The sequence below is a fragment of the Enterobacter sp. JBIWA005 genome (assembly GCF_019968805.1).
In the GTDB taxonomy this organism is placed as follows: Bacteria; Pseudomonadota; Gammaproteobacteria; order Enterobacterales; family Enterobacteriaceae; genus Enterobacter; species Enterobacter vonholyi.
Genome location: NZ_CP074159.1, coordinates 335,925 through 354,747 on the forward strand (window position 1 = coordinate 335,925; position 18,823 = coordinate 354,747).

Annotated in this window: 19 protein-coding genes; 4 read left to right on the plus strand and 15 right to left on the minus strand. The window is 58.2% G+C overall.

Features of this window, described 5'->3' with window-relative positions:
- Nucleotides 1-45: 45 nt before the first annotated feature.
- The 3 genes from KGP22_RS01535 to fdhF form a co-directional block, all read right to left on the minus strand.
- The gene (locus KGP22_RS01535; RefSeq protein ID WP_111964194.1) at nucleotides 46-720 is read right to left on the minus strand and encodes a tetratricopeptide repeat protein; all 675 of its coding nucleotides are present in this window, start codon (nucleotides 718-720) and stop codon (nucleotides 46-48) included.
- A gap of 121 nt (nucleotides 721-841) precedes the next feature.
- Nucleotides 842-994: a Hok/Gef family protein gene (locus tag KGP22_RS01540; RefSeq protein ID WP_111964193.1), complete on the minus strand. Its 153-nt coding sequence runs from the start codon at nucleotides 992-994 to the stop codon at nucleotides 842-844.
- Between the two features lie 321 nt (nucleotides 995-1,315).
- Nucleotides 1,316-3,463 carry a formate dehydrogenase subunit alpha gene (fdhF, locus tag KGP22_RS01545; RefSeq protein ID WP_084831941.1) on the minus strand — a complete coding sequence of 716 codons (2,148 nt, stop codon included), beginning with the start codon at nucleotides 3,461-3,463 and terminating at the stop codon, nucleotides 1,316-1,318.
- A gap of 256 nt (nucleotides 3,464-3,719) precedes the next feature.
- Between fdhF and KGP22_RS01550 the strand changes: the two genes are divergently transcribed.
- Nucleotides 3,720-4,451, plus strand: a complete 732-nt coding sequence (locus tag KGP22_RS01550; protein ID WP_149367226.1) for a response regulator transcription factor — start codon at nucleotides 3,720-3,722, stop codon at nucleotides 4,449-4,451.
- Nucleotides 4,452-4,454: 3 nt separating this feature from the next.
- Here KGP22_RS01550 and lpxO read toward each other — a convergent pair whose 3' ends face one another.
- The 7 genes from lpxO to KGP22_RS01585 form a co-directional block, all read right to left on the minus strand.
- On the minus strand, nucleotides 4,455-5,363 hold the full coding sequence (gene lpxO / locus KGP22_RS01555) for a lipid A hydroxylase LpxO (RefSeq protein WP_115876902.1): 909 nt from the start codon (nucleotides 5,361-5,363) through the stop codon (nucleotides 4,455-4,457).
- Nucleotides 5,364-5,506: 143 nt separating this feature from the next.
- On the minus strand, nucleotides 5,507-6,511 hold the full coding sequence (locus KGP22_RS01560) for a carbohydrate kinase family protein (protein ID WP_111964190.1): 1,005 nt from the start codon (nucleotides 6,509-6,511) through the stop codon (nucleotides 5,507-5,509).
- Nucleotides 6,511-7,371, minus strand: a complete 861-nt coding sequence (locus KGP22_RS01565) for a ketose 1,6-bisphosphate aldolase (RefSeq protein ID WP_111964189.1) — start codon at nucleotides 7,369-7,371, stop codon at nucleotides 6,511-6,513. The genes KGP22_RS01560 and KGP22_RS01565 overlap by 1 nt, the downstream gene beginning before the upstream one ends.
- A 10-nt stretch (nucleotides 7,372-7,381) precedes the next feature.
- Complete coding sequence (locus KGP22_RS01570; RefSeq protein WP_223581006.1) at nucleotides 7,382-8,068, minus strand: D-lyxose/D-mannose family sugar isomerase; 687 nt, start codon at nucleotides 8,066-8,068, stop codon at nucleotides 7,382-7,384.
- A gap of 49 nt (nucleotides 8,069-8,117) precedes the next feature.
- A complete protein-coding gene (locus KGP22_RS01575; protein WP_126817613.1) occupies nucleotides 8,118-9,059 on the minus strand; it encodes an ABC transporter substrate-binding protein in 942 nt (313 codons plus the stop codon).
- 30 nt (nucleotides 9,060-9,089) lie between these two features.
- Entirely contained in the window at nucleotides 9,090-10,085 is a 996-nt protein-coding gene (locus tag KGP22_RS01580; protein ID WP_149367227.1) for a ribose ABC transporter permease, read from the minus strand.
- A gap of 2 nt (nucleotides 10,086-10,087) precedes the next feature.
- Complete coding sequence (locus tag KGP22_RS01585; protein WP_111964185.1) at nucleotides 10,088-11,602, minus strand: sugar ABC transporter ATP-binding protein; 1,515 nt, start codon at nucleotides 11,600-11,602, stop codon at nucleotides 10,088-10,090.
- Between the two features lie 181 nt (nucleotides 11,603-11,783).
- On the opposite strand from KGP22_RS01585, the gene KGP22_RS01590 reads away from it, so the two are divergent.
- The 3 genes from KGP22_RS01590 to yjdP all read left to right on the plus strand — a co-directional run bounded on the left by KGP22_RS01590 (nucleotide 11,784) and on the right by yjdP (nucleotide 15,210).
- On the plus strand, nucleotides 11,784-14,063 hold the full coding sequence (locus KGP22_RS01590) for an ATP-binding protein (RefSeq protein ID WP_223581008.1): 2,280 nt from the start codon (nucleotides 11,784-11,786) through the stop codon (nucleotides 14,061-14,063).
- A 121-nt stretch (nucleotides 14,064-14,184) separates the two neighbouring features.
- Nucleotides 14,185-14,811, plus strand: coding sequence for a GNAT family N-acetyltransferase (locus tag KGP22_RS01595; protein ID WP_223581010.1), 627 nt, complete (start codon nucleotides 14,185-14,187; stop codon nucleotides 14,809-14,811).
- 75 nt (nucleotides 14,812-14,886) lie between these two features.
- Nucleotides 14,887-15,210 carry a DDRRRQL repeat protein YjdP gene (gene yjdP / locus KGP22_RS01600; RefSeq protein WP_033144428.1) on the plus strand — a complete coding sequence of 108 codons (324 nt, stop codon included), beginning with the start codon at nucleotides 14,887-14,889 and terminating at the stop codon, nucleotides 15,208-15,210.
- Nucleotides 15,211-15,261: 51 nt separating this feature from the next.
- On the opposite strand, the gene phnP is transcribed toward yjdP, so the two are convergent.
- Genes phnP through phnL form a run of 5 tightly spaced genes read right to left on the minus strand, consistent with a single transcriptional unit; the run spans nucleotide 15,262 to nucleotide 18,818 of the window.
- Entirely contained in the window at nucleotides 15,262-16,020 is a 759-nt protein-coding gene (phnP, locus tag KGP22_RS01605; RefSeq protein WP_111964183.1) for a phosphonate metabolism protein PhnP, read from the minus strand.
- A gap of 9 nt (nucleotides 16,021-16,029) precedes the next feature.
- Entirely contained in the window at nucleotides 16,030-16,464 is a 435-nt protein-coding gene (gene phnO / locus KGP22_RS01610; protein WP_111964182.1) for an aminoalkylphosphonate N-acetyltransferase, read from the minus strand.
- Nucleotides 16,457-17,008: a ribose 1,5-bisphosphokinase gene (phnN, locus tag KGP22_RS01615; protein WP_111964181.1), complete on the minus strand. Its 552-nt coding sequence runs from the start codon at nucleotides 17,006-17,008 to the stop codon at nucleotides 16,457-16,459. Before phnN ends, phnO begins: the two co-directional genes overlap by 8 nt.
- Complete coding sequence (gene phnM / locus KGP22_RS01620; protein WP_223581012.1) at nucleotides 17,005-18,141, minus strand: alpha-D-ribose 1-methylphosphonate 5-triphosphate diphosphatase; 1,137 nt, start codon at nucleotides 18,139-18,141, stop codon at nucleotides 17,005-17,007. The genes phnN and phnM overlap by 4 nt, the downstream gene beginning before the upstream one ends.
- A complete protein-coding gene (gene phnL, locus KGP22_RS01625) occupies nucleotides 18,138-18,818 on the minus strand; it encodes a phosphonate C-P lyase system protein PhnL (protein WP_111964179.1) in 681 nt (226 codons plus the stop codon). The genes phnM and phnL overlap by 4 nt, the downstream gene beginning before the upstream one ends.
- Nucleotides 18,819-18,823 lie beyond the last annotated feature (5 nt).

The following is an 18,823-nucleotide window of genomic DNA, read 5'->3' on the forward strand; positions in this document are numbered from 1 at the left end:
TTGTCTCCCTCTCCCCTTTGGGGAGAGGGTTAGGGTGAGGGGATTTTATTCCCCGCTCAACGCATCAAACTCTTCGCATCCCGTATCAAACCCTTCCGTACAGCTCAGGTTCAACCAGTACAGTGCTTTCTGTTTATTGGGCGTGATAAAGCCTTTCTCACCCTGCCTGAACAGCATCCCAGCCCAATACTCGGCATAGCCGGTACGCGAAAGGGCTGAACTCCGCTTGAACCACGAGGCAGCCTGCACGTCATCCTGCGCTACCTCGACGCCGTTGGCATAAATCAGCCCCAGGAGCAGTTGGGCATCGACCGCAGAGTCGCTGTCGATATCTTCGGTCGCCGTTTGCAGCAGTCTGATGGCCTGGGGATAGTCAGTTTTCCCCGCCTGAGTATTCACCAGAATGCGCGCCAGCATGATCGCACCGCGTTTGCTGCCAGCAATGTTTGCCTGTTGGGCCAGGGCTTTGGCCTGTGCGTAATCACCTTGCGTAAAGAGGATTTGCGAGAGCAACCCCATGGCGTCGACATCGCCGCCTTTCGCGGCTTTCTCGGCCCACTGCGCGGCCTGCTTGCTGTCGCCGGAGCTGAAGTACGTATCGGCAAGATAATACTGGGCACGCGCATCACCGGCTTCGGCCTGTTGTCGATACTGGCTGCCTATCTCATCCGCGCGGGCGAAGGACGTAAAAAACAATAACAACAGAAAAATGGCTTTCATGGATTCTTATCATCTGGGTACACGCCGCGCAGTATAATCGCGGGCGCAAAAGAAAAAAACGGGTGCATTAAAACCTCAGCATCCTACAAGCCGGGCGGAACCGTTGTTCCGCACGTAGAGATTAGCCTGCGTTGCAGGCTAATTTTGCCGCCACCTCCTGATGCTTACTCTTTATTGAGAACTCGCAGAGCTTACCGCGAGTAATAAAGGTAAAAATCACTATCGTCAGGCAAACAATAAAGACGATGCCTAACGCAGTTTTTAATGGCGTCATGCCTTTTACTCCTTGTCAAAAAAAGAATAAGAGGCTACTCTCAACCTGTTGGTTGTTGAGGGGTAGCCTCGGGTGAATGAAAATTTCCCGGGGCTTTCCACTTTCTGTCCCTCAACAATGCTCAAGACAGAAAGTCTTAAGCATCCGCCGAACATCTTATCCCCCTGAATTAAAATGCAAAGATGTAATTCTATTCTGCGTAAATTACATTATTTCTGCGAGCCGCTTTCCAGAATAATAATTTATATTTCTTATGAATTAATCGAAAATAAAAAGGGAGTGAATATATCACTCCCTTTATTCAGCGATGAATTAACGGCTTCAACCCATTGCGCTTTCGCGCAGTCGGGCTTTCAGCTTGTTATATTCATCGATCACGTACTGTTCCGCCGCGTGCTGATCCGCAATCGGCTCAACGTTAACGGCGCAGTATTTATACTCCGGCGTTTTGGTTATCGGGCTTAAGTTCTCTGTTACCAGCTCGTTGCAGGCACCAATCCACCACTGGTAGGTCATATAGACCGCCCCTTTGTTTGGACGATCGCTGACCTGCGCACGGGTGATGATCCGCCCTTTGCGCGAGTTCACCCACACCAGCGCTTCATCCTCAATACCGAGCCGTTCCGCATCGGCGGTGTTGATCTGCGCGTAGCCCGGTTCATCCGCCAGCGCCGCCAGCGCGGCGCAGTTTCCGGTCATCGAGCGGCAGGAGTAGTGGCCCACTTCACGTACGGTGGAGAGCACCATCGGATACTCGTCGGTGAGTTTATCGATCGGCGCGACCCAGTCGCAGGTGAAGAACTGCGCCAGCCCGTTCGGGGTGTCGAATTTCTCCTTAAAGAGATAGGACGTGCCTTGATCGGCCTCTGACTCATCCCTGCACGGCCACTGGATGTACCCCAGCTCACCCATTTTTTCATAGGTGGCGCCGTAGAAGTCCGGACACAGGCTGCGCAACTCGTCCCAGATCTCCTGGGTGTTGTTGTAGTGCATCGGGTAGCCCATGCGGGTGGCGATTTCGCTGATGATCTGCCAGTCCGTTTTCAGATCCCACTTCGGCTCGACCGCCTTAAAGAAGCGCTGGAAGCCGCGGTCCGCCGCCGTATAGACGCCTTCATGCTCGCCCCAGGAGGTCGACGGTAAAATCACATCCGCCGCCGCCGCGGTTTTGGTCATGAAGATATCCTGGACAATCACCAGCTCCAGATCCTCAAACCCTTTACGCACTGCAGAAAGCTCGGCGTCGGTCTGAAGCGGATCTTCACCCATGATGTAGGCCGCACGCACTTCGCCATGCGCCGCGCGGTGCGGCAGCTCGCTGATGCGATACCCGGTGTGTTCCGGCAGGCTTTCCACGCCCCAGGCCTTCGCGAACTTGGCGCGGTTTTCCGGGAACTTCACGTACTGGTAGCCCGGATAAGTATCCGGCAGCGCGCCCATATCGCAGGCGCCCTGCACGTTATTCTGACCGCGCACCGGGTTCACGCCAACGTGGGCTTTACCCAGATTACCGGTCAGCATCGCGAGGCTGGTGAGCGAGCGCACGGTTTCCACGCCCTGGTAGAACTGGGTTACGCCCATACCCCAGAGAATGGCGGCGGTTTTTGCCCCTGCATACATTCTGGCCGCCTGACGAATCTCCTGCGCGCTGACGCCGGTTATCGCTTCGACGGATTCAGGCGTATAGCCCTCGACTATTTTCTTATACTCTTCAAAGCCTTCTGTACGGGTCGCGACAAACGCCTGGTCGTACAGGTTTTCCTCAATAATGACGTGCCCCATTGCGTTCAACAGCGCGATGTTTGAGCCGTTTTTCAATGCAATGTGCATATCCGCAATGCGCGCGGTTTCAATTTTGCGCGGATCGCAGACGATGATTTTCGCCCCATTCTGTTTAGCGCGAATAACGTGGTTCGCGACGATAGGGTGAGAATCCGCCGGGTTATAACCAAAGATGAAGACGAGATCGGTATTATCTATCTCGTTGATGGCATTACTCATTGCGCCGTTACCGACCGACTGGTGCAGACCTGCAACCGATGGGCCGTGTCAGACGCGAGCGCAGCAGTCGACGTTATTAGTACCAATAACGGCGCGCGCGAATTTTTGCATCACATAGTTGGTTTCATTTCCCGTCCCGCGGGAAGAGCCGGTAGTCTGGATGGCATCCGGGCCATACTTGGCCTTGATGGCGCTCAGGCGCGTGGCGACGTAATCCAGCGCCTCGTTCCAGGAGACGGCTTCCAGCTTGCCGCCGCGCTCGCGGCGGATCATAGGGGTTTTCAGGCGCGGGGTGAGGATTTGGGTATCGTTAATAAAATCCCAGCCGTAGTAACCTTTCAGGCACAGCGTGCCCTGGTTGGTTTTCCCCTGTGCGGCCTCCGCCCGGACGATTTTACCGTTATCGACCACCAGGTGGATCTTGCAACCTGAGGCACAATAAGGGCAAACCGTGACGACTTTTTTCATCAGTCTGCTCCAGTTAATCGAATCATTCGCACCCACTATGCAGCTTCTATGCCATATTTTTCGTATGGGTATACCCTGACTTTACGGTCCCTTCGCGGTGAAAACCCTGACAAAAAGCAGCCAATCGTCAAAATTGACGTGTCGACAGGGCGGCGGATGTGACATGGGTTGAATTTCCGTCACTGAAAAAACCTTTTGACTGGAGCCGACGGCAGAATAGTTCAGACTTAACATAATCTCCTGACGGAAGCATACGATGAAACCGGCGATTCTGGTGGTTGATGACGATACGGCAGTCTGCGAACTGCTTCAGGACGTGCTGAGCGAGCACGTCTTTAGCGTGCTTGTCTGCCATAACGGCCAGGATGCACTTCGCCGGGTACAACAGGAGCCGAATATCGCGCTGGTGCTGCTGGATATGATGCTGCCGGATATCAACGGCCTGCAGGTTCTGCTGCAGCTGCAAAAGCAGCGCCCGGCGCTACCGGTTGTGATGCTAACCGGGCTGGGGAGTGAGTCAGACGTGGTGGTGGGGCTGGAGATGGGGGCCGACGATTATATTGCCAAACCGTTCAACCCGCGCGTGGTGGTTGCCCGCGTGAAAGCGGTGCTGCGCCGTACGGGTGTGCTGGCGGCGGAAGCTCCCGCAGCACCCGCCGCGGGCATTGCGTTTAACGGATGGACGCTAGATACCACCCGCTGCGAGCTGAGCGATCCGCAGCGTAATCCCGTGCCCTTAACCCAGGGAGAGTACGGCCTGCTGCTGGCGCTCACGCAGAATGCCCGTCGGGTGCTAAGCCGTGACAGGCTGCTTGAGCTGACCCACAGCGAAAGCGCCGACGTGTTCGACCGCACGATTGACGTGCTAATCATGCGCCTGCGCCGGAAAATAGAGGCTAACCCGCATCAGCCTGCGCTCATCAAAACGATCCGCGGGCTGGGTTACGTGTTTGCCACCGACGTGAGCCGGCCCGAGCAGGCGGCATAAGGCTTACGTTATTGCCGGAACAATGATGGCGGCAAAAATTGCGATGATGCACAGATACTTGAGGGCGTAATAGGCCTTACGGTTTCTTTTTTTCAGACGCTGCCCCCGCTCGCGGCCCGCATGAACGTATTTAAAAATGCGGTTTATGCCGCCGGTGCTGTCATTCTCGTCATTCGGTGAGCTGGCTGCAGACATCAGCGTGGTCCCCACCCAATGGTTAACCGCCTGCGCCCAGCGCCATTTCATCGGACGCTCAATATCGCAGAAGAGAATAATGCGCGTTTGATCCGATTTATTCTCTGCCCAGTGGACGTAGGTCTCATCAAAAATAACGGCTTCACCATCCCGCCAGCTGTGGCGCTGCCCGTCGACTTCAATAAAGCAGCGGTCGTCATTCGGTGTGAATAAGCCCAGATGGTAACGAACCGAGCCCGCGTACGGGTCCCGGTGCTTGCCAAGCTTTGCACCCGCCGGAAGCTCGGCAAACATGGCCGCCTTCACCGAGGGGATTTCACTCACCAGCCGGGTCGTCACCGGGCATAAAGACTGCGCGGAGGGATGGGCATCGGCATACCATTTCAGGTAAAACCGTTTCCAGCCGCGTTTAAAAAAGGTGTTAAAGCCAGCGTCGTTATTATTTTCCGCCGCCTTAATATGGTGCTGCAAACGCAGCGCCTCTTCGCGAATAATCAGCCAGTTTTCCGTCAGCTTATTTAATTCAGGAAAACGTTCTGTTTCAAAGAAAGGCTGCCTGGCGGGCAGGGAAGAAAAAGCCGTCATAAACATATTGATGGGCGCCATGAACGTCGAATGGTCGAAGAGCTGACGGGAAAGCGTCTGTTTTTCTTTGCCGCGTGAATGCGCATAAATAACGCTGATAATGAAAATACCGATGATGATGGCTGCGAACATTTTTCCCTTGTCCTCTTTCTATCTCATTTCGGAAAAGCGTGCGGACAGAGTGCTGCCCACGCCGAATATGCCAGATGGAGAGAGTGTAGTTCGGAGATGTAAAATTCATAGATCTGTAATGAAAAATCGCAATTATTGTTAAATTAAACACTCTCGCGAATAAACGCCTGCAGCTCGGCCAGCGTTTTTGCGCCATCAATCGCATTGGCGGCCAGCAGGCTTGCTCGCGCGCAGGCGTGTGCCAGATAAATACTCTCTGTTAGCGGCAGCGATTCATGGCAGCCGTATAAAAAGCCTGCGCAAAAGGCATCGCCCGCGCCGACGCTGCCGATAATCTCTTCCTGCTCCAGCATCCATGACGGGATCCAGCGACCCTCTTCACCATGTGCTTCTCCCCATGCTCCTTCCGGACAGTGGATCACCACCCGCTGGCGTACCCCGGCCGCCAGCAGCTGCGCCGCGGCGTCGGCGATATGGGCAACGTGCGGGGCGTCGTTTTCGTCACGCATTGTCAGGCCGCTAAACTCCCCGGCCTCCAGCTCGTTAATTACCAGATAGTCGAGATGTCGCAGGGCAGGGAGCACCAGCGGCTGATAGCGCGGGTCGCCCTTGCGGGAAACCAGATCGAGCGACGTTTCATACCCCTGGTCACGCATCTGCGCCAGCAGCCGCGCGCTGCGGGTGCCAAATTCGTCATCTGGCATATCCAGGCTGTCGAGCAGCAGGAGATAGCCGAGATGGAAGATCTTCATCGATCCGTCTAAGCGATCGAAGGCGGGTAGATCCAGCAGGCGGTTGGCCCCCGGCGAGTGGAAAAAGGTGCGCTGTCCGCTGGGATCGGTCATCACCTGCGACATGGAGGTTGGCGCAAATGTGGTGCGCTGAACGCGCTGGCGGTTGACGTGGTACTGGTCGAGCATTGCCAGAATGTAGTCCCCGTCGCCATCTTCGCCAATCAGCCCCACCGCCTGCAGCGGCAGGCCAACGTGCATTTTCGCCAGCGTCAGCAGGACGTTGAGCGGCGCGCCGCCGGTTGAGCGTTCGCTGTGGGTGATTTCCGCCAGCCAGCCGCGCTCCGGCCACTGCACGATCTGGTGGACGTGGTCCACCAGCATATTGCCTGCGGCGATGATGCCTTTACGTTCCATTATGCCTGCCCCGCGCTGCCGAAGATGCGCATCTGTTCGGCGACCGTATCCGTAATCGCCTCTTCTATCCCCAGCAGCAGCTCGGCAAACTCGTCGTACAGCGGCTGGCGGTTAGCCATGCGCTGCTCAACGGCGGCAAGCGCGGCCTGCGACATCCCGGTATAGAAATTGATTTTATGAATGCCCAGCTCGATGGCGCGGCGGAAGTCAGCATCGCTAATCCCGGAGCCGCCGTGTAAAACCAGCGGCAGCCCCGTCTGCTGGCGAATGGCGTCCAGGCGCGGGAAATCGAGCTTCGGCTCGCCTTTATACTTGCCGTGCGCGTTGCCGATGGCGACGGCCAGCGCATCGATGCCGGTTGAATCAACAAATTCGCGCGCCAGCTGCGGATCGGTGAAGAAGGCTTCATCCGCATGTCCGTAAAGCGCGCCGCCTTCATCGCCACCGACCGCGCCCAGCTCCGCCTCCACCGACACGCCGACCGCGTGGCACATTTTCACCACTTCCCGCGTCTGGCGGATGTTTTCCTCGTAGCTCAGCGTAGAGCCGTCGAACATTACCGAGCTGAACCCTAAGCGCAGGGCGCGCACGACGGCGTCAAAATGCAGGCCGTGGTCGAGGTTGAGCACCACGGGAATATCGTGACGGGCGGCTTCGAACTTAACCGCTTCGACAAGGGAATCCAGCGACACGTACTTAAAATGCACTTCGGCGATGTTGATGATAAACGGCGAGCGTTCCTGCTTTGCGGCGGCGAACAGCGCGCGCAGGAAGTGGGAGTCGAGCACGTTAAACGCGCCCAGCGCGTAGCGGTGCTGTCTGGCGTGCGCAAGACCGTCGGCAAGAGAAATTAATGGCATTATTTACCCCTTATATCCGAAACAGGTTGTACTCGTTGCACAGCACCAGCAGCGCCGGTTCGTCTTCTTCTATGTTGTTATAGCGGGCAACGGGCTGCAAAAAGTGGTTGTCGTGTTCATCGTCATTAACCGAGGACACTTCCCCGACCAGCACGTCACCGAAGCCGCGTTCGCCCCAGAAACTGTGGTAAAGACCGGGCGTCAGGCAGATGCTTTCCCCGGGCAGCAGGCGCAGCTGGCTGCCGGGAGCGTGGGTCTGACGGCAGCCGTCGACGGTGACCGTCACGTCGGTGTTTTCCGTCTCTTCATGCGCCCCGGCATTCCATAACTCAATAATCAGATTACCGCCGCCCCGGTTGATGATGTCTTCGCGCTTGCGCCAGTGAAAATGCATTGGCGTGACCTGGCCGTCTCGAACGTGCATGATTTTTTCGGCATAGCATTTTTCATAAGGTACGCCGTTGGGCGAGCCGTTGCGCAGGGTAAACAGCGTCAGGCCCTCTGCGGCAAAGCTGTTGCCGCCGAACGCCGTCACGTCCCAGCCGAGCTTGAGATCGAACACTTCCTGCCACACGGCCTGGTCAAGCTGCTGCCATTTTGTTGGCGGAAAGCTGGCAAAAGGCGGGAGATGCACGTCGTGCATGGAAAAGAATTGTCGCGTGTGGCCGAGAATTTCATTGATGTCGGAGCGTTTCATGGGGACTCCTTGAAAACAGTTCCCTCTCCCTGCGGGAGAGGGAAAAGGATCATTTAACCGTCCACCCCTTATACGTGCCGACGTTCTTTTTATCGATCATCGTCACCGGGATCAGCACAGGCTCTTTCGGCGCAGGTTTGCCCTGAAGAATGTCATAGCCGATCTCCACCGCTTTTGCCGCCATAACCTGCGGATCTTGCGCCGGGGTCGCGACAAACAGGGAGTTTTCGCGCTTCAGCGCTTCCTCACCGTCCGGGCTGCCATCCACGCCGACAATAAAGAACTCATTGCGCTGCGCCTGCTTCGCGGCCAGATCGGCGCCGATCGCGGTCGGATCGTTAATCGCAAACACGCCGTCGATCTTCGGATTGGCCGCCAGCAGGGAGGTCATGACTTCCAGACCGCCTTCACGACTGCCCTTAGCGTTCTGGTTATCCGAGAGCACCTTGATATCCGGATGTTTTTTGAACTCCGTCTGGCACCCTTCCACGCGGTTTTGCACCGCAGAGACCGGCGGCCCGTTGATGATCACCACGTTGCCTTTCCCTTTCAGGCGGTCGGTAATGTACTTACAGGCCATCTCACCCGCCTGGGTGTTATCGGAGGTGATGGTGGCATCCGCCCCTTCAGCCGCTACGTCAACCGCCACGACCACGATCCCGGCGTCCTTCGCGCGCTTCACCGCCGGGCCGATCCCTTTGGAATCCGCGGCGTTGAGGATGATCATGTCCACCTTCGCGGCGATGAAGTTGTCGATCTGCGCCACCTGCTGGCCCAGATCGTAACCGCTGGAGACCAGCGTCACCTTGACGTTATCCCCCGCCAGCTTGCGCGCTTCCAGCTCGGCACCTTTGGTGATCTGCACGAAGAACGGGTTGGCCAGGTCACCCACCGTCACGCCAATGGACTTCAGATCTTTCGCCTGCGCAAACGGCGTTGCGGCAAGCAGCGCGCCAGCACAGAGCGCGGTTACTAACGGTTTCAAACGCATCTTGTCTTCCTCACTCGTAGGGTATTGTTGTTATGCACTTTGATGGTGTCGGGTACGGTATTTGTCGATCAGCACCGCAATGATGATCACCGCCCCTTTGATCACCAGCTGCCAGAAATAGGAGACGCCCATCAGCGTCATGCCGTTGTTGAGGGTGGCGATGATCAATGCACCGACCAGCGTGCCGGTGATCGTGCCGATCCCGCCGACGAAGCTGGTGCCGCCGAGGATCACCGCCGCAATTGCATCCAGCTCGTAACCCGTGCCGAGGTTACCGTTAGCGCTGTAGAGGCGTGAGGCGCTCATGACGCCGCCGAGGCCGGAGAGCAGGCCGCTCATGCCGTAGACAAACAGCAGCACCAGCCAGACCTTGATGCCCGTTAAGCGCGCCGCCTGCATGTTGCCGCCCACGGCGTAGATGTGAACGCCGAGCGTGGTGCGTCGCAGGATGAACCAGCACACCGCAATGACCGCCAGGGCGATCACCACCAGCCAGGGGATCGGGCCGAGGTAGTTATTGCCGATCCACTCGAAGTTGATGTTGGAGTTAATGACCGTCGTACCGTCGGCCAGCAGATAGGCCGCGCCGCGCAGCGCCGTGTAGGTGCCGAGCGTGACGATAAAGGGCGGCAGCCCGGCAAAGGCCACCAGCGCGCCGTTAAACAGGCCCAGCACCATGCCGAGCATCAGCGCGGCGGGAATGGAGAGCATGGCGAACTCAGGAATCAGTGACACCACCATCGCCGCCACCGCCGTGGTGCCGAGAATCGAACCCACGGAGAGGTCAATCCCGCCGGTCAGGATAATGAAGGTCATTCCCGCCGCCAGCACGATATTGATCGACGCCTGACGGGTGATGTTGAGCAGGTTGCTCTCGGTAAAGAAGTTGGGGGCGATAAAGCCAAATACCGCCACAATCAGGATAAGAATCGGCAGGATGCCGACCGTTTGCATCAGATCGCTCATCAGCATTTTTTTTGCGGAGGCGGATTTCGCCACCTGCTGCGGACTGGTTGAATGTGTCATGGTTACACCGCCTGATGATGAGTGTCGTTTACGCCGGTTGCCAGCGTCATGATGTTTTCCTGAGAGATGTCGCGCCCGTGAAGTTCACCCGCAATGCTGCCTTCCCGCATCACGTACACCCGGTCGCTCATCCCCACCACTTCCGGCAGCTCGCTGGAGATCATTAAAATTGCCACCCCTTTGCGGGCCATTTGGTTCATGATGCGGTAGATCTCGCTTTTCGCGCCGACGTCCACGCCGCGCGTGGGTTCGTCCAGAATCAGAATGCGTGGGCCGATGGCGACCCAGCGGGAGATGAGCAGCTTCTGCTGATTTCCGCCGGACAGCCCGCCCGCGCGCACCTGCGAATGGGGCACGCGGATGTTGAGCAGGGCGATGGCGTCATCGGAAATCGACTGGGCTTTTTTGCGGTTTAACATACCGAAGGTCGCGTCGCGCTCCAGCGTCGCCATGGTGATGTTCTCCTGCGCCGCCAGCTCCAGAAACAGCCCCTGCTCCTTGCGGTTTTCGGTGAGAAAACCGATGCCGTTTTCGATGGCCGCGCGCGGCGAATGGATCACCACCGGCTCGCCGTCGACCTCAATCATGCCGCCCGTGGCTTTACGCACGCCGAAGATAAGCTGCGCCAGCTCGGAACGTCCGGCCCCGACCAGTCCCGCCAGCCCGACGATTTCGCCGGAACGCACCTGCAGGCTGCACGGCTGTACTTTTTTACCGTCGGTGAGGTGGTGGACGTTGAGACGCGGGCTGCCGAGGGGAATATCACGCTCCTTGTTGAACAGGTCGCTTAGCGGGCGGCCCACCATCATCTTCACCAGTTCCGACGCGTTCAGCTTGTCGCGCGTCAGGCTCCCGACGTACTGCCCGTCGCGCAGAACGCTGACGCGGTCAGAGAGTTCATAGACCTCCGCCATGCGGTGGCTGATATAGATGATCGCCATCCCTTCATCGCGGAGGCGCAAAATCAGTTCAAACAGGCGATGGGTTTCGCGGGAGGAGAGGGCGGCGGTGGGTTCATCCATCACCAGAATGCGGCTGTTGCGGTGCAGCGCGCGGGCAATTTCCACCTGCTGCTGTTCGGCGATGGTCAGCTTCATCACCAGATCGGTGGCGCTGAACTGCGCGCCGAGGCGGTCAATCACCGCCTGCGCCTGGGCTGCCATCTCCTTGCGCTGGACCAGCCCGCCGCGCGACAGTTCGCTGCCGAGGAAGATATTTTCGGCTACGGTGAGATTGGGCGCGAGCTGCATCTCCTGATAAATCAGCGTGATGCCTGCGGCCAGCGCATCCTTCGGCCCTTTAATGTGAAATGGCTGACCGTCGATCAGGATCTCGCCGCTGGTGGCAGTATAGGCCCCTGCGAGGATTTTCATCAGCGTGCTTTTTCCCGCGCCGTTTTCGCCCATCAGCGCGTGGATCTCACCGGGAAAAACCGTCAAATCCACACCCTTGAGCGCGTGGAAACTGCCAAACGTTTTGGCAATGCTGCGCATCTCTAATACCGGGGTTCTGCTCATGGCGGATCTCCTGTGAATACCGATTTCTGCACTTCATCACAGGTGCGTAAATGCAAAATGTCAGAAGCTGTTCATATTTGTCATAGTTATGAATAGCTAATCGCCATCACATTTTCCTTTTCCCTCTCCCTGTGGGAGAGGGGCAGGGTGAGGGCAGCAAACCGCAAAGGAGCCTCAATCCATGCCATCACGCCGCCCGCCCTTTTTCGCCAGCGCCCGCGGTCGCCTGCTGATTTTTAATCTGCTGGTGGTTGCCGTAACGCTAATGGCGAGCGGCGTGGCGGTGCTCGGCTTTCGTCACGCCAGCCAAATCCAGGAGCAGGTGCAGCAGCAAACGCTGGACGATATGACCGGCAGCATGAACCTGGCCCGCGATACCGCCAACGTGGCGACGGCGGCGGTGCGGCTCTCGCAGGTGGTGGGGGCACTCGAGTACAAAGGCGAAGCCGAGCGCCTGAAGCAGACGCAAATGGCGCTGCGCCGCTCCCTGGAGCAGCTTGCGGAGGCACCGCTGGCACAGCAGGAGCCGGCCCTGGTGGCGCGTATTATTCAAAGAAGTAATGAATTACAGCAGAGCGTGACGGAGATGCTGGAGCGCGGACAGCGACGCCATCTGGAGCGTAACGCGCTGCTGAGCTCGCTGTATCAAAGCCAGAGCTACCTGCGCCATCTGCAGGACATCAACCGCCGTTATGACAGCAACGTACCGAATGCGCAGCAACTGATGGAGATGGACCGGCTGATCGCCGCCGCCATTAACACCCCTTCGCCGCGCGCGACCGTTCAGCAACTGGACGCAGTTGCCGCAACGCTGCCCCGGAGTGCCGCACAGCCGGTCGTGAAGGATGTTCTGCCTGATTTTAATGCCGAGTTAGGTAAGCTCGGCCCGCTCTCGAAGCGGCTGGAAGAGAGCGACCTGGCGATAAGCTGGTATATGTTCCACATCAAGGCGCTGGGGGCGATCCTCAACAGCGACATTAATCAGTACGTCGAGCAGGTGGCGCAGGCCTCCCGGCTTCGCACTGCCCAGAGTCATCACGAGCTACAATCCATCAGCGTGTTTATCAGCATCTTCGCCGTGCTGGCGCTGATCATCACCGGGTGCGCCTGCTGGTATATCTACCGCAATCTGGCCTCAAACCTGACGGCCATTTCCCGGGCGATGTCGCGCCTTGCTCACGGCGAACAGGATGTTTCCGTTCCCGCCCTCCAGCGGCGCGATGAGCTTGGCGAGCTGGCGCGCGCGTTCAACGTTTTTGCCCGCAACACCGCCTCGCTTGAACACACCACGCGTCTGCTGAAAGAAAAAACAACGCAGATGGAGATCGACCGCATTGAGCGTCAGGGGCTGGAAGAGGCGCTCCTGCACAGCCAGAAGATGAAGGCGGTCGGACAACTGACGGGCGGGCTGGCGCATGATTTTAACAACCTGCTGGCGGTGATCATCGGCAGTCTTGAGCTCACCGACCCTGAATCAAAAGACGTGCCGCGCATTACCCGGGCGCTAAAGGCGGCCGAGCGTGGCGCCTTACTGACCCAGCGACTGCTGGCGTTTTCCCGCAAGCAATCCCTGACCCCGCATGCTGTAGAGATGCTGCCGCTACTGGAGAACCTCCGGGAACTGCTGCGCCACTCCCTGCCTGCTACCCTGACCCTGGAGATTGAAGCGCAATCCCCTGCATGGCCCGCCTGGATAGACGTCAGCCAGCTGGAAAATGCCATCATCAACCTGGTGATGAACGCGCGCGATGCGATGGAAGGGCAAAGCGGGGTGATTAAAATTCGCACCTGGAATCAGCGCGTCACCCGCAGCGACGGGCGCAGGCAGGATATGGTGGCACTGGAGGTCATTGACCGCGGCAGCGGCATGTCGCAGGAGGTGAAATCCCGGGTCTTTGAACCGTTCTTCACCACCAAGCAGACCGGGAGCGGGAGCGGGCTAGGCCTGTCGATGGTCTATGGCTTTGTCCGCCAGTCCGGCGGTCGTGTGGAGATCGAGAGCGCGCCGGGGCAGGGGACAACCGTCCGGCTACACCTCCCGCGCTCGACGCTGCCCGCTGCTGCAGTTGATGAAGCATTATCTGCCACCGCCTCCGTCGATAGCGAGCGGCTGGTGCTGGTGCTGGAAGATGAGGCGGATGTCCGTCAGACCCTGTGCGAGCAGCTGCACCAGCTTGGCTATCTGACGCTCGAAGCGGACAACGGCGAGCAGGCGCTGAGCATGCTGGCGGCGTCGCCGGATATTGGCATGTTTATCAGCGACCTGATGTTGCCGGGAAGCCTGAGCGGAGCCGAGGTGATTAGTCATGTGCGTAATCATTATCCGCAGCTTCCGGTGCTGCTGATCAGCGGCCAGGATTTACGGCCCGCGCATAATCCTCAGCTGCCGGACGTTCCGTTACTGCGTAAGCCGTTTACGCGGGCGCAGCTGGCGCAGGCTCTGCGGAAAATATGTTTTTAAATGCCCCTGTTTAGGATTTCATCAAGAGCATCGTTAACGCCGGTGATGTTAATCTGCGCAAAATTTAGCAGATTGGGATATAAAAGGAATTATGCCGGTACTCACAAAGGGGGACTCACAAATGATCGTGATGCCTACAACATACAGCCCGAGCACAATTGCCAGGTCGTTTAAACTCGTTGATGAGTTTGAGCTTTCCGGGCGAGTGCTACATGTTATTTTTGATAGCCAGACGCCAAGAGCTGCGATTATTGAAGCGGATATCGAAACCTTCGATGGAGTGCCCCGGCATCGGGTTGTTGCTGCCCTGGATTTACAACGTAAAACGCATTTGGGTGAAGATATTATTGCCGTCGAGCGCTGTTGGGAAGATACCAGTGTTATTCAGGTAGAAGGTATCTGCGTTGATCCCGCCGAGCGTGACAAGGGACTGGCAACTCGCCTGTATGAAGCCCTGGTATTACAGTGTGGCGTGACGCTTGTCAGCGACTTTGAACAATATGAGGGTGGGAAGATGCTCTGGCAAAAAATTGCCCGCGAGTCTGACCAAATCGCTGTATTTGTTCTCGATACCGAGCAGGGCGCATTTTGGCCGTATGATGGTAGCAAGGTTATCTATGACGGAGGGTGTATCCCCGAAGATCGTATCTGGAGCCATTCGCCGGATCAAAAATGCTATGGCATCGTCCTGGTTGCAGAAAATAAACAGCGTGCGAATCAACTGATGGAAGTCCCAGGACACAACTGAATTTGAGATTCCTCCGCTACCCCCGTTTCCTGCCGTTGATTATCGTAAAGCCAGTTCACCTGCGAGTCTGGCCTTATGAAACGTTACTCAACTGCTCTGTTATTTGGTCTGCTGTCTCTCACCAGCCAACTGGCTCATGCCGACATTGTTGATGATGCTATTGGCAACATTCAGCAGGCGATCAACGATGCCTACAACCCCAGCAGCAGCCGCAGCAATGACGACGACGATCGTTATGACCGCAGCCGTCAAATCGACAGTCGACAGTACGACGATCGTCGTCGGCAGCTCGAAGACAGGCGCCGCCGTTTAGACGAGCGCCAGCGCCAGCTGGATGACGACAGACGTCGTCTGGAAGAGGACGAGCGCAGGTTGGAAGACGATTACGATCGAGGCTAAGTGCGGCCTCTTGCCCTCACCCCAACCCTCTCCCACGGGAGAGGGAGAAAACTAATCCAGGACCAGCACCATCCCGTCATACCCTGCTTCAATGCCGTCGGGCAGCGGGTTATCCATCATCCACACGTCAAACTGATGGCTGATGTGGGTCAGGATCACCTGCGGACAGCCAATCACCTCGTTTAGCGCAATTACGGTATTTAAATCGCAATGGTTTCGCGGCGTTTCGTCGCGCGGTGCATGGCTGCAGTCGATAATCATCGCCTGCGGCTGATTGTTGAGCAGGAACTTCACCGTTTTTTCCGGCAGCCCGGCGGTATCGGAAAGCCAGGCTACGCGGCTGTGGGCCGACTCCAGCAAATACCCGAAGGTCAGTTTCGAATGGTTGAGCGGCAGCGGCGTAACCCGCATTCCCTGAAGTTCAAACATCACAAACGGTTCGACCGTATGGCTGAAATCCAGAATCCCCGGATGTTTAAACAGGTCGTCACAGCCCGCTTCATCCGGCGGACCGTAAACGGGGATCGTCGCGCCCACGCCCCAGCGCAGGGGGAACAGCCCCTGAACGTGATCCATATGATAATGGGTCAGCAAAAACTGCTGAAAGCTGCCTGCGGGCCAGTCGTCCATCAGGTGCGGAATACCCGCGTCCAGCAGGGTCACCGCATCGTTGAATTTGACCACCGCGCTACAGGGGCGACGGCGATAGGTCTCCTGCAGACGCGCCCGGCGACACGCCGCGCAGTCGCAGCCAAAGACCGGCACGAGTTGCGCGCTTCCGGTTCCTGTTAACGCGATCGTCAGACTCATAACACACCTCTACAGCGGTTTAGTGAATCGAAAATGGCTCTGCGTATATCCTTCACGGACGTAAAAACGATGGGCATCGGTGCGCTTCACGCTGGTGGAGAGCTCGGTCAGCTCAGCGCCGGCCTGTCTCGCGACGTCCTCTGCCCAGGCGAGCAGATGGCTGCCCACTTTTAGCCCGCGCGCCTGCGGCATCACCACCAGCTCCTGGATCTCGCCGATCCAGCGCGCGTGATGGAGGTGAAACTGCAGGTGCAGGCCGATCATGCCGATGACCTGCCCGTCCAGTTCGGCAAGCTGGTAGCGCATGTTGTGATCCTGCAGATTGGCAAGATAGCCCGCGTGAAACGCCTGGCGATCGAATTCGGCCTGTTTCAATTCGCAGATTAACGCATAGACGATTTGCGTATCGTCGGCGGTGGCGGGACGAAGCCTGCAGTCAGGCATGCTGTTTCTCCTTCTGACGGATAAGCGATAAAAAGGTATCGACTGACTGTAGCAAACTTCCGTCGTTATTAAGGATATGGCAGTCGGACGGGGTGTAGCGCGCCGCACGCTCCAGCCGCTGGTCGATCTCGCGGGCGGATTCACGACCCCGTCTCTGCAACCGGCTGCGCAGAACCTCCGGTGAAACCTGCAGGCAGACCGGCAGCAGGGCTGCCCCATAGCGGGCGCGCGCTTGCGAAAGATGCGCCCGCGAGCCGTTGACCAGCACGTCGAACCCCGCATGCAGCCACAGATCGGTCTCGATGCCGATTCCGTAGTAATAGCCATTGGCGTGCCAGCTCAGCGCCAGCAGATTTTGCCCGGCGCGGGTGAAAAACTCCTGCTCGCTCAGGGCAATATGGTTTTCACTCCCCGCATTGGCCGCGCGGGTAATGTACCGGTGCGCCACCAGCAGCTGCGGATGCTCCTGCTGCCGTAAGGCGGACAGCAGGCTGTCCTTACCGGAGCCGGACGGCCCCATTAGCCAGATAAGTTTTCCCATCAGAACACCCTCTTTCCCTGACGCCAGACGTGGCCGATATGGATGTGCTCGCCCCTGCGGTGGGCCAGGACCAGATCCGCCCGCTTGCCTTCAGCTATCTCGCCGCGATCATGCAGATTAAGCGCCGAGGCCGGGTTTTTCGTCACCAGGCGAATCGCCTGCGGCAGCGTAAAGCGGTTGCCCTCGTCTTCGGCCACCCGGAACGCCGCGTCGAGCAGGCTGGCGGGGTAGTAGTCGGACGAGAGGATATCCAGCAGGCCGAGGGACGCGAGCCTGCTTGCCGCGACGTTGCCGGAGTGCGAGCCGCCGCGCACGATATTCGGTGCGCCCATCAGGACGTTCATGCCGTGCCTGCGGGAGGCTTCAGCCGCCTCGAACGTGGTGGGGAATTCGGCGATCACGCTGCCAAGCTGGTGGGATTCAAGGACATGATCGTGCGTGGCATCGTCATGGCTGGCCAGCGCGATATTGCGGTCCCGGCACATCGCCGCAATTCGGACACGGTTAGGCTGCGACCACCGTGCCGCAAGCGCCAGCTGCTCTTCTTCGTAACGCGCCATCTCCGCGTCGCTGAGAGAATATTTGCCCTGATAGTATTCACGATACTTTTCAATGTTGGCGAACTGACGCTGCCCCGGCGAGTGGTCCATCAGGGAGACCAGCGACACCGGCTCGCGGCCGACCAGCTTTTCAAACAGCGGCAGGGTGGTGTGGTGCGGCAGCTCGCAGCGCAGGTGCAGGCGGTGCTCGGCGCGGTTGAGGCCCCGCTTTTGCGTCTCTTCCACGGCGTTGATCATCTTCTCCAGGTTCTCCAGACGGTCCCCGCCGTCGCGCACGTCGCCAATCGCCACCGCGTCCAGTACGGTGGTGATGCCGCTGGCGACCATCAGCGCGTCGTGGCTGCTCATCGCAGAATGAGCGGGCCAGTCGACCTTCGGGCGCGGGGTGAAGAATTTATCCAGATTATCGGTATGCAGTTCAATCAGCCCCGGCAGCAGCCAGCCGCCTTCACCGTCCATCGCCTCGGGCGAGCGGCTCTGGGTTTCAGCAAACGCGCGGATTGTTCCGTCCTGGATCTCAATCGAGCCGTCAACCACCTCATTATCCAGCACCAGCTTGACGTTATTGATAATCATACGTTTGTCCCCATCGGGTGCAGTCTGTCCGCGACGCGGGTGCGAACGCTCTCATCGTGGAAGATCCCGACGATCGCCGCCCCGCGCGCTTTGGCCTGCTCGATCAGTTCCACCACGGCCGCGCTGTTTTTAGCGTCGAGCGAGGCGGTGGGTTCATCCAGAAGTAAAATCGGGTAGTCGACAATAAAGCCGCGGGCGATATTGACGCGCTGCTGCTCGCCGCCGGAAAAGGTCGACGGGGCAAGGTGCCACAGGCGCTCGGGCACGTTGAGGCGCGTCAGGAGGCTGGCGGCTTTGGCGGCACAGGTTTCGCGCGGCACGCCAAGATCCAGCAGCGGCTGCATGACCACGTCCAGGGCGGAGATCCGCGGGATCACCCGCAGAAACTGGCTCACCCAACCGATCGTTGAGCGGCGCACCTCCAGCACCTTACGCGCGGGGGCCTGAACCAGGTCGACCCATTCTTCGCCGTGGCGAATATGAATATGGCCTTCGTCGGGCAGATAGTTGGCGTACAGGGAGCGCAGCAGGGTCGATTTTCCGCTGCCGGAGTGGCCGTGCAGCACCATGCATTCGCCGCGATTAACCTCCAGAGAGGCATTTTGCAGCACCGACAGGCGCACGCCGTTTTGCTGGTGGAGCACAAAGGTCTTACTTACGTTTTGTACGTGGATCATGTTGG